Below are 16,503 nucleotides of genomic sequence, written 5' to 3'. Positions count from 1 at the left end.
TACCGGGCGGATTGCGGACTTACACCGGTTAGAAACGTGCGCCGCCAGGCGCACTGCACAAAAGAGATACGCTTGAATGCGTATCTCTTTTTTCTAGTTTCCACTAGTCGCCATATAAGCTTCTTGTTCTGTCCAGACACCGAAACCAGTGTTTTGTAAAATTGCTACCACCTTTTCGGGATCGTCGCTCTTAAGCACTGCCGAAGCGTCTTCATTGTTGGCAAAAGCGTACATATATTCAATATTTACACCAGCTTCCACAATCTGATGCATAGCTTTACTTAGCGACCCAGTGGTATGGGGCACTCGTAAAGCTACCACATCAGTTAAAACTGCTGTAAATCCTGCTTCTTTTAGGACCTTCTTACCGGCAAAGGGATCGGAGGCAATAATCCGAAGCATGCCGAATTCCGAAGTATCCGCTAAGGACATAGCCACGATATTTACATCGCTAGAAGCTAATGTTGCTAAGACATCATCAAGACGACCCTTACGATTTTCCAAAAAGACGGAAAGTTGTTTTATCATATACTTTTTTTCCATATGCTACTTCCTTCCTATAAGTCACGATTGTCGATTACCCGCACCGCTTTTCCTTCACTGCGTTCAATGGATTTCGGCTCTACCAAACGCACTTTTACAGAGATGCCTAGGGTTTCTTTTAAGACTTTTCCAACTCTTTGCTTTAATTCATCCAATTTACGAATTTCATCAGAGAAGTATTGTTCATCAACTTCGACCATTACCGTCAAAACATCTTGACCTTCCACTCTGTCAACGATCATCTTATAGTGAGGAGCCACACCACCCATTGAAAGCAGGGCCGCTTCAACCTGGGTTGGGAAGACATTGACGCCGCGAATCACCTTCATATCATCGGTTCTACCAGTGAATTTCTGGATTCTTGGCAGGGTCCTGCCACACTCACAAACGTCTCTTTGGATGCTGGTAATATCCTTGGTCCGATATCTTAGTAACGGCATGGCTTCCTTTGATAAGGTAGTAAAGACTAGCTCACCTGATTCGTTATCGGCGCAGGGCTCGTTGGTTTTCGGATTTAAAACCTCTGGATAGAAGTGATCTTCGAACACATGCAGTCCTTTATGATGAATACAATCCATCGCCACCCCCGGTCCGGTAATCTCGCATAAACCATAGATATCGAAGCAGTCGATGTCTAAGATATCTTCAATCTCTTTACGCATTTCTTCCGTCCAAGGCTCGGCTCCGTGGATACCTACGCGAATCTTCATCTTGTCGACGAGACCGGCTTCCCGAATACTTTCGGCCAAGTATAGGGCGTAGGAAGGAGTACAAGCAAAAGCGGTGGCACCAAAGTCTTCCATACACATAATCTGTCTTTTGGTATTTCCCGCCGACATGGGAATCGACATGGCCCCAAGCTCCCGGGCACCAAAGTCAATGCCTAGACCTCCCGTAAAGAGGCCATAACCGTAGCACACGTGAATGCGGTCGCTCTGATCAATTCCCGCCATGCTAAGAGCCCTCGCCACGCATTCTCCCCACACATCCACGTCCTTTTGGGAGTAGGAGGCTAAAGTGAGTTTTCCGGTAGTACCTGACGTTCCTTGGACACGAACGATTTCCTCTTGAGGAACAGCCACCAAACCAAAGGGATAGTTATCTCTTAAGTCCTCTTTCGTCGTAAAGGGAAGCTTATGGATATCTTCAATCCCCCGAATATCTCCCGGCTCAAGACCCATCTCTTTCATCTTGTTATAGTAGAAGGGCGTGTGTTCATAAACCCGTTTTACCACTGATTGTAGTCGTTCACTCTGAATAGCCTGCATCTCATCCCGGCTCATGCACTCTATATGTGGGTCGCGAATCTTTTCTTGCCAGACTGCATTCTTTACTCTCGCCATCTTATAGCTCCTCTTCCTTAATCATTTTTATTCCTTCTCGGGTTAATACTTCTTTCGCCTTCTCCTCATCATCGGCTTGGAAAACCATAATCGGCGCCCGACCTTGACGAATTACGAAAGAATAGATGTAATTCATGTTGATATTGGCTCTTGAAAGGCAGGTCAGCATGTGATTAAGCGTCCCTTTCTCATCTTGCAATTCAACTCCGATTACCTCTTGAATGCGCACCACAAAGCCTTTACTCGTTAGATCCTCTTTCGCCTTCTTGGGGTTATCCACCACCAATCTTAGAATTCCGAATTCAGGGGTATCAAAGGCGGCAATCGCTCGAATATTTACCTGAGCACTACTTAGCGCTTCCGTGATTTCCATCATCGCACCTGGCTTATTTTCAACAAAAATGGATACTTGTTTAATCATCTTTTCGCTCCCCCTTTCTATAATTCATACCCTTTTAAAAAGGCAGCAATGTTGATATCTACCGTTTTAGGCGGCACCGTATCACGAATCACCTGGAACCACTGCTCTTTTGTAAAATTCATATTCTTTGCAGCCGCACCGAGAACAACCAGGTTAAAGACCCGGGCATTTCCAAGCTCCACTGCTGCCTCTTGGGCTTTGACGACTTGAACCTTACAATCCTTTTGCAATTCTTCAATAATTCCCTCTGGATACGTAGCTGCACCGATAACTACTGGCATCGGGTTAATCCGCCAATCATTAATAATCAGAACCCCTTCCGGCTTCAGAAAGTGCTTGTAGCGCAGCGCTTCTAAGCGTTCAAAAGCGATAATAACATCTGCTTGCCCTTCTTCCACAATCGGCTCTTGTACTTCTTTACCGTAGCGCACAAAGGTCACTACACTGCCGCCTCTTTGGGCCATTCCGTGAACTTCCGATAGCTTTACGTCATAGCCTGCACTGGTTGCCAGACCTCCTAAAATACGACTAGTAAGCAGCGTTCCCTGTCCACCTACCCCGACGATCATGATATTTTTCGTTGTCATTAGCGCTCACCTGCCTTTACAAATTCAATTGCTCCAAACTTACATAAGGAGTCACAAAGACCACAACCGGTACACATGGTAGTATCGATATACGCGGTCTTGTCAGCTAATTTCTCCATGGCCGGACACGCTGGCTTGAGACACATTCCGCACTTTTTACATTTATCCGCATCCACTCTGTAGAAAGGTTTGGCTCCCTTGGTCAAAAGGACACAAGGGGATTTCGTAATAATGACCGAAATCTCATCTTTTGCCACTTCCTCTTTCACCAGCTTTTCTAAACCTTCTATATCAAAGGCATTGATTTCCTGAACGTTCTTAATGCCTAATGATTTCACTAGCCCCATAATATTAATGGCATAGGTGTCATCCCCTTGCAGCGTCTTACCGGTAGCCGCGTGGTCTTGGTGTCCAGTCATTCCGGTGGTTGAATTATCGAGAATCATCACTGTCCCGGTGCCGTTATTATAGACCATGTTCATCAGTGAGTTAACACCTGTATGTAAGAAGGTGGAGTCACCGATAACGGCTACCCAGTTCTTAATGTATTCTTTTCCTTTAGCCTTTTCCATACCGTGAAGGGAAGAGATACTAGCACCCATACAAATGGTGGTATCCACTACGCTTAGCGGTGGTACCGCTCCTAGGGTATAACAGCCGATATCACCAGCTGCGTGAATGCCCAATTTATTAAGGACGTGATATACGCTTCTGTGAGGACAGCCTGGACAAAGAATCGGCGGTCTGTTTGGCACGTTTTCTGCCGCCACTTTTACTTCTGTCTCTTCGCCTAAAATCACTTTTTTAAGCATGTTCGCTGAGTATTCACCTTCCACAGAGAATAAGTCTTTCCCTTTACAAGGAATACCCCAAGCTTTTATCTGGTCCTCAATCACAGGATCTAATTCTTCAATAATATATAGTTCATCCACTTTGCTAGCGAAGTCTGCGATCAGTTCTTTCGGTAGCGGATTTACTAACCCTAGCTTTAAAACCGAGGCTTCTGGCAGCGCTTCCTTTACGTAGAGATAAGGAATTCCGCTAGTAATAACACCAATTTTCGTATCCTTCATTTCTACTTTGTTCATAGGCAAAGAATTGGCAGCTTCTGCGAGCCTCGCCATCTCTTTTTCAATTACCGTATGGCGTCCCTTGGCGTTCGCCGGCATCAGAACATTCTTACGCACGTCCTTTTCATAGGCTTTGCCTTCCTTTTCCGCGCGCTCATCTAATTCTACAAAGCTTTGAGAATGAGCTAGTCTCGTGGTCGTCCGGAACACGATGGGACGGTCAAACTCTTCACTTAGATCATAGGCAGCCTTTAGGAACTCCTTCGCCTCCTGAGAGTTCGCCGGTTCGATGACGGGAAGCTTAGCCGCTCTAGCAACCATTCTGGTATCTTGTTCATTTTGCGAGCTATAAAGTCCGGGGTCGTCTGCCACCATAAAGATAAGACCGCCGCCCACCCCCATATAGGATACGGAATACGCTGGATCAGCCGCCACGTTAAACCCAACATGCTTCATACAGACAAGGGCACGCTCACCAGCTAAGGAAGCACCAATCGCTACCTCTGCTGCTACTTTTTCATTCGGAGCCCATTCGCAGTACACATCATCCTTATACTGCACCATATACTCACTTACTTCGGTACTAGGCGTTCCTGGATACGCGCTTGATACTTTAACCCCAGCCTCATAAGCGCCTCTAGCAATCGCTTCATTGCCTAGCATTATCACTTTCTTTCCTGACATCTTATACTCCATCCTTTCGTAAATCTGTAACTCGTTTGGCTTTTCCCTCAAACCGCTTTAGCGATTGAGGCGCCACTAATTTTATTTTCGTCGCTAACCCTAGCTGTTCCTTTAGACCGGTCTTAATCCGGTCGCCTAGCTCGCTTAGCTTAGAATAACTATCTAATAAGGTATCGTCCACCAGCTCTACGCTAATCGTCATCGCATCTAAATGGTTGATACGCTCCACGAGAATCTCGTAGTGAGGACCAATCTCGGGAATACTAAAGAGCACTTCTTCAATCTGAGTGGGGAAGACATTGACCCCGCGAATAACCAGCATATCATCCGCTCTACCGGTAATATTCTCCATCCGCACCGTCGTTCGTCCGCATGAGCATGGCTCGTACATTAAACGAGTCAAATCCCCCGTCCGGTACCGCACTAGCGGAATCGCTTCCTTGCCTAAGCAAGTAATCACTAGCTCTCCTCGCTCACCTGGAGGTAAGACTTCTTCCGTCACTGGATCAATAATCTCTGGGATAAACCAGTCTTCATTAAAATGCATCCCTGTCAGGGCTTCACACTCTCCTGCAACCCCAGGTCCACAAAGCTCGCTCATCCCGTAATTCTGGGTACAGAAGAAATCTTCACCCCAGAGCTTATGCATTTCATCTCGCATCGCTTCTGTCATGCCTTCGCCTCCAAAAAGGCCGATTCGTAAACTCAAATCTTTACTTGGATCAAGGCCTCTCGCTTTTAGCTCTTCCCCTAAGTGAAGGGCGTAGGACGGAGTTGCGACTAGTAGGGTTACACCTAAATCCTCCATAAACATCATCTGCTTCTTGGCATTACCAGAAGACATGGGAATAACCGCGGCACCCACCTTCTCCAGACCACCGTGTAGACCGAGGGCCCCGGTAAACGTTCCGTAGCCAAAGGAAATCTGCGCTACATCTTGATCACTAGCTCCGCCCATACAGACAACTCTAGCCACATTCTCGGTCCAGTTCTCCATATCTTTCCTTGTATAACCTACCATCGTCGGCTTGCCGGTCGTTCCGCTACTAGCGTGAAAACGCACCAACTCTTTTTTATCGACAGCAAATAGACCTGTCGGATAATTGTCTCTAAAATCCACTTTATAAGTAAAAGGAAGCTTCTGTAAATCCGCCAAAGACTGAATATCTTCTGGCTTTACTCCGGCCTCATCCATTTTCTTTCGATAGGGCTCTACTCGGTCATAGATATAGGATGCCGTCTCCTTTAGTTTTTTAAGTTGCAGCGCTTCCATTTCGCTACGTGAAAGGGTTTCTTCTTTTGCCCAAATCATCTTTCTTTCACTCCTTCATCCTAAGTATTATGCCGCCTAATTGGCATCCGCATTTCGTTACATTATACCATAATACTTTTGCGAGTTAAAGCGCTAAATTGCCCGTTTAGGCATTTTTTTTGCAGGCGAAAGAGGTTACTTCTAGCTTCAGTAGCTCGACGGCACCGATCATCTTTTCGTTAAAGGCTACCGGCTCTTTCGTAAAATGAGCCATTAGCTTTTCTAGTCCAGCTTGCTTTTCCTCACCTTCAAGAAGGGTCACTTTCCCTTTGCCCACCAGGCTAAAATACTTATACGTATAGTTACACCCTGCCTTTCCTGTGACTAACTGGTGGTTCCCGTCAAGCTCAACCCCCACGTAAGGCTGTTCTTTTACAATATCCATCTTCTTCCCTAATTTGCCCGAGTGAATATAAAGCGTTAACGCCCCCTGCTCACTGAGTTCATAGCCGTAATTAAGGGGCAAAATATAAGGAGCCCCCTCATCCACAAAAGCCACACGGCACACTTCCTGACCTTCTAAAAACTCTCTAATTTCTTGTAAATCCGTCACTTCTCTTTCTTTTCTCCGCATTTCGCTTCTCCTATTCTCTGATGCAAAAACAGCCGGAAGTTTTATCTTCCGGCTTCTACTATTTCTGTAGATTTTTACTGACAGCTTCTTGACTAGCAACCTTTTTCTTCGTCAACTCGCCAAGCTTAGAAGTCACGATCTCCCAGCCCGACTTTATTCTATCGCCGAGAGCGATTACCGGCCAGGGTCGCCTTTTATCAAGCCAGCCTTTATCCCGCCAGTAGTTCATGTCGCAGTCATTTCCCATCTTAGGAATCACAAGGCGGCAGAGATGAAACCAAAGCTTCACTGGTACTCTGGGCACCGGGGCAAAAGAGCGATCGATAATCGTCTTCGCCATTCCTGATAAGTCCATCTCGGCTCGTTTTTTCTTGTCTTCCTTCACATTCTCCCAAGTCGTACTGGCACTTGCCATCTTGTAAGTATACGTTCTCGCCGTTCCCCAGTGAAAGAGACTGGTACTAATATCTTTGCAGGCGCTTCTCATGCCACCACCAGCACCGGTAGCGATGACCACCGCTTGGCGCTTAAAGGACAGTTCTGAAGGTCGATGAACCATAAACTGATAGCTCAAATGATCCAGTAAAGTCTTCATCCCCCCACTGGTGCGCATAGCGTACACCGGTGTGGTAAAAATCAGGGTCTGGGCTCTATCAATTTTATCCAAGACCTGCTTTACCTGCTGGTAATGAGGACACGTCTCTTCCCCTTTTATAAAGCAATTGGCACAGCCACAACAAAACTCTTTGAAATCCGCAGGTAAGAAGATCTCTTCGATATCCTCTGCTTGGGCAATTTTTTTTGCTAGTATCTGTCCCAAATGATAACTGCTCTCCCGATGGGACTGTCCATGAATCAATGTTACTCTCACAATTTTTTCCGCCTTTATCCTGTTTATCTGCAACTACTAAAATATTGTATCACATCTAGCGCCCTCATTAAATATCAAATAGAGATAATTGATTGGATTCAGGGATATCCCCTAATAATCCTAGGCGTCCCATGGTATCCACTACCGTTTGGGAGACCTTAGAACGGCTCTTAAAGTCATCTTTCGATAAGAAGGGACCTTCTTTGGCCGCCTGCTCCATCTCGATAGCCGCCTTTTCGCCAAGACCATCAATGCTAGAAAGAGGTGGCATGAGCTTATCGCCGATAATCTGAAACTCATAGGCTTTCGCTTTGTAGATGTCAATCGGTACAAAATCAAAGCCGCGAGCGTACATTTCCTGCACCAGGCGCATATCTTTAATCGTATCTTCTTCTTTCTTTTTGGTAATATCTTTGCCTTTCGCCTTTAGCTCTTTTAGAAGAGCCTTTAGCTTATCTTGTCCCATGCACATCTGCTCATAGGAAAAAGCATCGGCCCGGATCCCAAAATAGGAAGCGTAATAGGCTAGTGGATGGTAGATTTTGCAATAGGCAATCCGGTAAGCCATCATCACGTAAGCGGCTGCGTGAGCCTTAGGGAACATATACTTAATCAACTTACAAGACCAGATGTACCACTCCGGCACATCGTGACTAAGCATCATCTCCTCCTGAGCGGGGGTAACGCTTCGTCCCTTACGCACTTGTTCCATAATCTTAAAGGCGTCCCCTGGGTTTAAGCCCTTATTAATCAGGTACACCATAATATCATCCCTGGTACAAATAGCTGTAGAAATCGTCGCCTTCCCTGTCTTAATAAGCTCCTGAGCGTTATTAATCCACACATCCGTGCCGTGAGAAAGCCCTGAAATCCGCAGCAAATCCGATAGGTTCTGAGGCTTGGCTTCGATTACCATCTGAATAACAAAATCCGTACCAAACTCAGGGATTCCCAGACACCCTAGCTTCGTGCCGTCGATATCCTCTGGTTTAATCCCCAGGGCTTCTGTTCCGTGAAACAAACTCATAACCTTAGGCTCATCAAGAGGAATATCGGTAGCTTTGAAAGGATTATCTGGGCCATATTCATTTTCCATCGCCGGCGAGTTAATGAAGTTCTCCAAAGACTTAATCATCGTCGGATCATCATGACCAAGAATATCCAGCTTAAGCAAGTTGGCATCAATGGAGTGATAATCAAAATGGGTAGTGATAATATCCGACTTTACATCATTGGCCGGTCGCTGCACCGGGGTAAATTCATTAATTTCATGGCCTTTTGGCAAGACGATAATTCCACCTGGGTGCTGACCGGTACTCCTACGAACGCCCGTACAGCCAGAAACGATTCTGTCAACTTCACAGTTTCTTTTAACGATATTTTTCTCGTCGTAATACTTCTTTACAAAGCCAAAGGCTGTCTTATCGGCCAAGGTGCCGACGGTGCCCGCCTTAAAAGTATAGCCTTCTCCAAATAGCTCTTCTGTATACTTATGGGCTTTACTTTGGTATTCACCGGAGAAGTTAAGGTCAATATCCGGTTCCTTACTCTCCCCAGCAAACCCTAAGAAAGTCTCGAAAGGAATGTTAAACCCTTCTTTATGAAGAGGGGCTCCGCACTCTGGACACTCTCTATCTGGCATGTCAAAGCCACAGCCGTCTGCATATTCTTTGATTAAGTCTGAGTCAAAGTCATAGTAATGACACTGGGAACAGTAGTAATGTGGACCAAGGGGATTTACTTCCGTAATACCTGCCATCGTCGCCACAAAGGACGAACCAACCGAACCTCTTGAGCCTACCAGGTACCCGTCAGCCACAGACTTCCACACCAGCTTCTGGGCGATAATATACATAACCGCATAACCGTTAGAGATAATCGAATCCAACTCGGTCTCTAGACGCTCACTTACCACCTCCGGCAAATTTTCTCCGTAGATACTGTGAGCCTTGTCGTAACAGATACGTCTTAGCTCCTCGTCAGAGCCTTCGATTTCCGGTGGACATTTATCTGGTGAAATCGGCTTCACATCCTCAATCATGGCGGCAATCTTGTTGGGATTCTCAATCACCACCTCTTCTGCCTTCTTAGAACCCAAATAAGAAAACTCTTCTAGCATCTCCTCGGTGGTATGGAGATATAGCGGCGGCTGTAGATCTGCATCATCAAAGCCTTTTCCGGCCATAATAATCCGCCGATAGATTTCATCATCGGGGTCAAGGAAATGTACGTCGCAAGTGGCTACTACCGGCTTCTCAAACCGTTCGCCTAATTCGATAATCTTCTCATTAACCGCTTGTAAGTCTTCGACTGTATTAAACTGAGGATACTTGTCACTGCGAAGCATAAAGGCGTTGTTGCCAGTTGGTTGGATCTCTAAGAAATCATAATAATTCACTAGCTTAGCAATCTCTTTTTGTGGACGCTCGTTTATAATTGCCTGAAAAAGCTCACCCGCCTCACAAGCCGTTCCAAGAATCAGGCCTTCGCGGTAATTGGAAAACTCGGTTTTCGGAATCTTCGGACTGCGGTTAAAGTAGTCTAGGTGAGACTTGCTTATCAGTCGATATAGATTCAACATTCCCGTCTGGTTCGTGGCCAGAATAATCGCATGGTGAGAGAAAGACTTCCGCACTAAGTCTTTACTGGTAGCTCCTAATTCATTAAGCTTCGCTAAAGTCTGTACGCCTCTATCTTTTAGCATCTCAATAAACTTTACAAAAATCTCTGCCGTGGCACCGGCGTCATCCACGGCGCGGTGATGATTATCCAGCTTAATCTTCAGTGCTTTTGCCACGTTGTTTAACTTAAACCTGGAAAGATCCGGCAGGAGAATCCTTGCTAGCGCCACTGTATCGATACTGGTAAACTCGCCCTCTATCTCCTGATAACGCATATTTTGCTCAATAAAGCCCATATCAAAAGGAGCGTTATGAGCCACCATCACACTATCGCCTACAAATTCCAAAAACTGGGGAAACACTTCCTCGATTTTGGGCGCATCTTTGACCATATTGTCATCAATACTAGTAAGCTTTATTATATCGTAAGGAATCGGTCGCTCTGGGTTAACAAAAGTGCTAAAGGTATCGACAATCTCGCCCCCTTCGACTTTTACCGCCCCAATTTCAATAATCTTATCCTTAATTCGACTAAAGCCGGTGGTCTCAAGGTCGAAGACAACAAAGGAATCATCAAAACTTTGTCCCTTTTCCTTTACTGCCACATCCTGCAAATCGTCTACCAGATAAGCTTCTACGCCGTAGATTACCTTGAAGGGATCTTCTGGATCCGCTTTTCGCAGGTCTTGGATATAGTGGTAGGCATCGGGAAACGCCTGAACTACCCCGTGGTCCGTAATCGCAATCGCTGCGTGCCCCCAATCGTGAGCTCGTTTCACTAAGTCCTTCGCCTCACTGACGGCATCCATATCGCTCATCTTCGTATGACAATGAAGCTCTACCCGTTTCCTAAGAGCCAAATCTTCTCTACTAACGGTAAAGTCACTAATCGCCGAAATCCCGGCAATACTCCCGATTTCCAGTTCCTTATCGTACTGATCAAAGATGGTAACCCCTTTAATCTTTAGGAACTTACCTTTTTTTATCTTATCGAGCATTTCCGGAAGTCTTTCGTTCTTTACGAAAAACTTAACCTTGATGCTGTCGGTAAAGTCGGTTACCACAAAGATAAGGATTGCCCTATCACCTTTGATCTCACGGGTTTCCTGGGAGATAACCTTGCCCTTAATGACAATTTCCCCCATCTCCTGAGTAACTTCGTTAAGGGGAGTTGGCTCCTCGTCAAAAGCCCGTCCATAGAATAGCCCTGGATCGGTAGCTACTGGCGGTCTCGTATACTCCTTCTTCGGCTTTTCCTTCTTCTCCTGCTCTTTTTCTTTCTTGGCCTTTTGCAGAGCCTGAGCCTTTTCTGAGTTTTTCACAATACTCATAACTTCCCGTTCGAGGAGAACGCTACTGTCTTTGAGAGCACTGCGTTTTTTTCCTGAAGAGATGATCCGCAGATCAATAGGAATCCCCATTCGCTCCCGAAAAAGACCTAGCAGATATTCTTCTACTAAGGTCTGTTTATCCCGCGTCACAAAGCTATCAAGAAGCTCTAGACGGACGATATTTCCCTCATCAAAAGAGATTTTGGCACTCTCAAAAATCTTGGCGGCAATGACGCTAATCCCACTTAGCTCTTCCATAATACTGCTGCCATATTCGCCGAAAATATACTCCGGTGTATATAGTTCGGAGAGTTCAAACCGCTCCACAATTTCTATTTTAATCCGCGTATGACCAAATAACTGTGTCTTTATCGCGGTGGCCACCTCATCAAGAAGAGACTTTTGCACCAAATGGTGAAACACCAGGTACAGCCGCAACTTATCCTTCTTTCTGTTGGTAGCCACCTTTAAGACTTCGCAGTCTTGCATGGTCACTTGAATATCTTCATCTAATTTTAAGCTTGGAAAGACGCTACTAAATCCTTTATCCATTCCAGTTATTAAGCTCCTCTTCTAGCTCTTTAAGCAACAATTCTTCTTTTACTTTTTTTACCACTTCGCCTTTTTTGATAATCAGGCCCACACCGTCGCCACCGGCAATACCGATATCTGCTTCTCTCGCTTCTCCCGGTCCATTGACCACACAGCCCATTACCGCCACTTTAATATCAAGAGGCATATCTGCTACTAATGCTTCTACCTTTTCCGCTAAGCCGATTAAATCAATCTGGGTGCGCCCACAAGTCGGACAAGACACCACCGTAACACCGCCTGTTCGCAGACCTAGTGTTTTCAAAATCAATTTCGCCGATTTAATCTCTTCTACCGGATCCCCTGTTAAGGAGACGCGAATGGTGTCACCGATTCCCTGAGAGAGAATGATCCCCAGGCCCACCGCGGACTTGATATTGCCGGCAAATAGAGTGCCCGCCTCGGTAATCCCTACATGTAGGGGATAATTGGTCTCTTTCGCAATTAATTCGTGAGCCTTAGCACAAAGCATCACATCGGATGATTTAATACTAATTACAAGATTATCATACCCCATGTTCTCAATTAGGCGCACCTTTTCTAGGGCACTCTCTACTAGTCCAACTGGTGTTACTTTACCGTACTTTTCTAAAATATGTTTTTCTAAAGAGCCGCTATTTACGCCGATGCGGATCGGTATCCCTACGCGCTTCGCCGCTTCTACCACTTCTTGCACCCGTTTCTCATCGCCAATATTTCCGGGGTTAATCCGAATCTTGTCGGCTCCGTTTTCAATAGCGGCAAGCGCCAGGCGATAATCAAAGTGGATGTCCGCCACTAAAGGAATCGCGATTTGACTTTTAATCTCCTTAATGGCCCTCGCGGCTTCCATCGTCGGCACAGCCACCCTGACGATTTCGCACCCAGCTGCTTCCAAGCGCTTAATCTGGGCAACCGTTCCCTGGGCGTCCTCTGTCTTCGTATTGGTCATAGACTGAATCGCCACCGGATGACCACCACCGATAACGACGTTGCCGATTCTAACTTCCTTCGTATGTTCTCTTATCATCCTGACCTCCTAAATCTGGGATAAAGTGTACGAAAGCCCACTGCCTTACAAACCAGCAGGGGGCAACGTATACGTTCTATTCTTTTTCAAAGATAAATTGCTCGCCGTACTCCCTTTCGCTTAGCGTAAGGACTTCTCCGTCTACGCTATAGTTAAAAGACGAATCAAGAGCCTCTAGACTAGCAGTGCCACTCTCTCTTTTCATAAATTGAATCTCTTTCTCTTGTGGGTTTAGCTTATAGTCATAAGTCAGACTACCCTCCTCATCCAAGGAAGTGACGACGGCTTTGCTGCTACCTATTTCCAAGGTCATGGTCCCATCATCTAGGGTCCAAGTACCTGCTAAGGGATTGCCGGTAAACATCTTGACCACCAGAAAAACTCCTAGCGCTACAATAATTACCGTGGTAACCGTAATAATTACCCGCCAGATTGTCGTTCGTTTTTTTTCACTTTCCACTATCATATACTTCCCCTCCGTTTATCTTCTGAAAGCGCTCCATTAAATGGATACACATAAAGCCAAACACAAAAGTCACTAGGCAAATCAGCCACTGTATGCCAGCCGGTCTATGCTCTAGCTCTTTTATTATATCGCCAATAGAGCCAATGACAAACCCTAAAATAATCATATAGGTTGGCGTGGGATACTTCTTCATACAGATTTCTAGCACCCTGGTGAGCAAAAGTACGCCTAGCACCATCCCGATACCAAAGGGAATCAGTACGAGAAAGTTGCGATCGCCGATACTACCGTAGATAAAGTTATAAACACCCATCATGTAAAGCATGGCCGAAAAAGAAATCCCCGGTAAGACTAACCCCAGAGCCCCTAAAACCCCCGCGATAATCTGAATAATCACTCCGCTCAAATTAAACTCAGTTACCGTAAAAACGTTCTTCGGAATCTGTGCCAATAAATACACAAGAAGCACTCCCAAAAGACCGTAGATAATCACCTTAATGTTTATCTTTTTTATCTGGGCTTCCCGGTAGATTACCGGAATCCCGGCAATAATAGCACCGATAACGAAAAAGGCGACCTCTAGATGAAAGCTTTCGTTAAGTGTGGTCACCAGACCGGAAAGCGCTAGAAATGATGCGCCAGCCCCTAACACAAATTGGGCCAGAAAAGCCGCGCTTTGCTTCGGCCGCTTAAAAAAATCGCTAACTGCGGTAATCAAGCGATCGAAAACACCAAAGATCATGCACATGGTTCCGCCACTAACACCAGGCACCAACATAAAGGCGCCTACTATAAAACCCTTAATAATCACTGCTAATTCTATCATGTAAAAATGCCTTCCTTATGCTAGAATCCCCTCGATTTCTGCAAGTAGTTTTTCCATTTCCACTCTCATTCCCACAGTAATTCTTAAATAATCTTTAATTCGCTCATCATTCCAAAAGCGAACGTAAATTCCTTTTTCCTTAAGTTTCTCAAAAATCTCTTTGGCCGGCACGCGCTCGTGCTTGGCAAAGATAAAGTTGGCCCGTGAGTCCAAACAGGTAAAGCCTTTTTCCTCAAGCGCTTCCTTGGCCCACTCTCTCGTCTCCATAATCTGACCGGTACTCTCCTTAAAATACGCTTCATCCTTAAGAACCGCTGTCCCTAATTCGATCGCGTACTCATTCATGGTATAGGAGTTATAAGAATACTTCACATCGTTTAACGCCTTGATAAGCTCTTTGTTTCCTAGCGCATAGCCCACCCGCAGTCCCGCTAAAGACCGGGACTTAGAATAGGTCTGCACCACTAATAGATTCGGGTATTTTTTGATTAAGGGAAGTGCGCTCTCGCCGCCAAAATCGATATACGCTTCGTCGATAATCACCACACTATCCGGATTCCCGGCCACAATCTCTTCAATCACAGTAAGCGATTCAAAGATTCCTGTGGGTGCATTCGGATTAGGAATAATAATGCCTCCGTTAGGTGTGAAATAATCCGTCTTCACAATTTTAAAATTCTCATCCACTGGCTGACAGCTAAAGGGAATCTTAAAAAGCTCCACCCACACCTTATAAAAAGAATACGTCACATCAGGAAATAGCACTGGCTTTTCCCCGTTAAAAAAGGTTAAGAAGCACATCGCTAAGACGTCATCAGAACCTACCCCTGCAAAGACTTCTTCTTGGCTAACACCGTAGTAGTCTGCTAAGGCCGTCACTAGCTTCGTCGCTGCTGGATCCGGATAGAGACGAAGCTTTGCCGGATTAAGACCCGCTAGTGTCTCCTGAACCTTTTTGGAAGGCGGATAGGGATTCTCATTGGTGTTAAGTTTAATCACTTTTTCCTGAGGTTGCTCGCCTGGCACGTAGGGAGTTACCCGGCGAATGTTCTTGCGAAAACCCATCTATTCGTACTCCTTCATCAACTCAGCAAACTTTGGTAACGCCCGCGTAATCGTCTCGTAAGCTACACAATAAGCGATTCGCACAAACCCCGGACAGCCAAAAGAGCTTCCCGGAACAATGAGAATATTGTATTTCTTCGCTGCCGCCACAAAAGCCTTCTCATCGGCAATCGGCGTTTTTACAAATAGGTAAAAAGCACCCTCTGGCTTAATACAGGTAAAGCCAAGCTTCGACAAGCCTTCGTAAAGGGTCTTCCGATTGCGATCGTAATAGGCGATGTCCGTCTTCTCATCGATACACGCGGCTACCACCTTTTGCTGAAGATTCGGGGCATTCACATAACCTAAAATACGATTCGCCACATTCGCCGCGGCCAATACCTGCTCGCTATCTGCCACTTCATCTGGAATAACTAAGTAACCAATACGGTCTCCTGGCATCGACAGGCTTTTACTGAAAGAATAACCAATCACCGTGTTGTGGTAGTATTTCGTTAAATAAGGAACCTCCGCGCTGTCATACGCCAGTTCACGATAGGGCTCATCACTAATGAGAACAATATCGGTACCAAATTCTTGTTCTTTTTCAAGAAGGATCTTCGCCAGACCTTTAATCGTCTCTTCGCTGTATACAACGCCCGTAGGGTTGTTCGGAGAATTCACGATTACCGCTTTCGTCTTAGCGGTAATCTTCGCCGCAAACTCAGAAAGCTTGGGCTGGAAAGTCTCCGTGTTCGGCGAAACTTCCACTAAGACGCCGTCGTAGTTACTAACGTAAGAACGGTACTCGCCAAAATACGGGGCAAAGACAATCACTTCATCGCCAGGGTCAATAATCGCTTTTAAAATGACGTTAAGACCACCGGCTGCGCCCACAGTCATAATAATATTCTTCTGGGTAAAGTTCGTTTGGTGACGCTTATTAAGAGTTGTTGCCACGGTCTTTCTAACGTCTTCAAAGCCACTGTTGCTTTTATTATAGCCATGTAGCGTCAGGCTATCCGTCTCTTTGATGATGCGAATCATCTCTTGATTTACCCGCTCCGGGGCTGGAACGTTAGGATTGCCCAAGCTAAAGTCATAGACATTCTCCGCACCAACTTCCTTCGCCAAACGGTTTCCCTCTTCAAACATCGCCCGAATGGCAGAACTACCCTCTACCATCTTAATCATTTTCTTTGCTATCATT

General features: G+C 45.7%; 14 protein-coding genes. All 14 read right to left on the bottom strand.

Annotated elements, in window-relative coordinates:
* Positions 1 to 93: 93 nt before the first annotated feature.
* Complete coding sequence (locus NHH16_RS08305; RefSeq protein WP_262069129.1) at positions 94 to 543, bottom strand: amino acid-binding protein; 450 nt, start codon at positions 541 to 543, stop codon at positions 94 to 96.
* A 14-nt stretch (positions 544 to 557) separates the two neighbouring features.
* Positions 558 to 1,886: a phenylacetate--CoA ligase family protein gene (locus tag NHH16_RS08300; RefSeq protein ID WP_262069128.1), complete on the bottom strand. Its 1,329-nt coding sequence runs from the start codon at positions 1,884 to 1,886 to the stop codon at positions 558 to 560.
* 1 nt (position 1,887) lies between these two features.
* Positions 1,888 to 2,307, bottom strand: coding sequence for an ACT domain-containing protein (locus tag NHH16_RS08295; RefSeq protein ID WP_262069127.1), 420 nt, complete (start codon positions 2,305 to 2,307; stop codon positions 1,888 to 1,890).
* A 17-nt stretch (positions 2,308 to 2,324) separates the two neighbouring features.
* Positions 2,325 to 2,894 carry an indolepyruvate oxidoreductase subunit beta gene (locus NHH16_RS08290; RefSeq protein WP_262069126.1) on the bottom strand — a complete coding sequence of 190 codons (570 nt, stop codon included), beginning with the start codon at positions 2,892 to 2,894 and terminating at the stop codon, positions 2,325 to 2,327.
* Positions 2,894 to 4,648 carry an indolepyruvate ferredoxin oxidoreductase subunit alpha gene (gene iorA, locus NHH16_RS08285; protein WP_262069125.1) on the bottom strand — a complete coding sequence of 585 codons (1,755 nt, stop codon included), beginning with the start codon at positions 4,646 to 4,648 and terminating at the stop codon, positions 2,894 to 2,896. Before iorA ends, NHH16_RS08290 begins: the two co-directional genes overlap by 1 nt.
* Before the next feature lies 1 nt (position 4,649).
* Positions 4,650 to 5,960: a phenylacetate--CoA ligase family protein gene (locus NHH16_RS08280; protein ID WP_262069124.1), complete on the bottom strand. Its 1,311-nt coding sequence runs from the start codon at positions 5,958 to 5,960 to the stop codon at positions 4,650 to 4,652.
* A 106-nt stretch (positions 5,961 to 6,066) separates the two neighbouring features.
* The gene (locus NHH16_RS08275; protein WP_262069123.1) at positions 6,067 to 6,534 is read right to left on the bottom strand and encodes a pyridoxamine 5'-phosphate oxidase family protein; all 468 of its coding nucleotides are present in this window, start codon (positions 6,532 to 6,534) and stop codon (positions 6,067 to 6,069) included.
* Between the two features lie 58 nt (positions 6,535 to 6,592).
* On the bottom strand, positions 6,593 to 7,405 hold the full coding sequence (locus tag NHH16_RS08270; RefSeq protein WP_262069122.1) for a flavodoxin family protein: 813 nt from the start codon (positions 7,403 to 7,405) through the stop codon (positions 6,593 to 6,595).
* A 67-nt stretch (positions 7,406 to 7,472) separates the two neighbouring features.
* Positions 7,473 to 11,909 (bottom strand): PolC-type DNA polymerase III, encoded by a 4,437-nt coding sequence (locus tag NHH16_RS08265; RefSeq protein ID WP_262069121.1) that lies wholly within the window; start codon positions 11,907 to 11,909, stop codon positions 7,473 to 7,475.
* Complete coding sequence (gene ispG, locus NHH16_RS08260; protein ID WP_262069120.1) at positions 11,902 to 12,957, bottom strand: flavodoxin-dependent (E)-4-hydroxy-3-methylbut-2-enyl-diphosphate synthase; 1,056 nt, start codon at positions 12,955 to 12,957, stop codon at positions 11,902 to 11,904. The genes NHH16_RS08265 and ispG overlap by 8 nt, the downstream gene beginning before the upstream one ends.
* Positions 12,958 to 13,033: 76 nt before the next feature.
* Positions 13,034 to 13,423 carry a hypothetical protein gene (locus tag NHH16_RS08255; RefSeq protein ID WP_262069119.1) on the bottom strand — a complete coding sequence of 130 codons (390 nt, stop codon included), beginning with the start codon at positions 13,421 to 13,423 and terminating at the stop codon, positions 13,034 to 13,036.
* Positions 13,407 to 14,249: a DUF368 domain-containing protein gene (locus tag NHH16_RS08250; RefSeq protein WP_262069118.1), complete on the bottom strand. Its 843-nt coding sequence runs from the start codon at positions 14,247 to 14,249 to the stop codon at positions 13,407 to 13,409. Before NHH16_RS08250 ends, NHH16_RS08255 begins: the two co-directional genes overlap by 17 nt.
* 15 nt (positions 14,250 to 14,264) lie before the next feature.
* Positions 14,265 to 15,314 (bottom strand): histidinol-phosphate transaminase, encoded by a 1,050-nt coding sequence (gene hisC / locus NHH16_RS08245; protein ID WP_262069117.1) that lies wholly within the window; start codon positions 15,312 to 15,314, stop codon positions 14,265 to 14,267.
* Complete coding sequence (locus NHH16_RS08240; protein ID WP_262069116.1) at positions 15,315 to 16,502, bottom strand: pyridoxal phosphate-dependent aminotransferase; 1,188 nt, start codon at positions 16,500 to 16,502, stop codon at positions 15,315 to 15,317.
* Between the last annotated feature and the right edge of the window lies 1 nt (position 16,503).

Source organism: Ohessyouella blattaphilus (assembly GCF_024721265.1).
GTDB lineage: Bacteria > Bacillota > Clostridia > Lachnospirales > Lachnospiraceae > Aequitasia > Aequitasia blattaphilus_A.
This window is presented reverse-complemented; position numbering and strand designations above follow the sequence as displayed.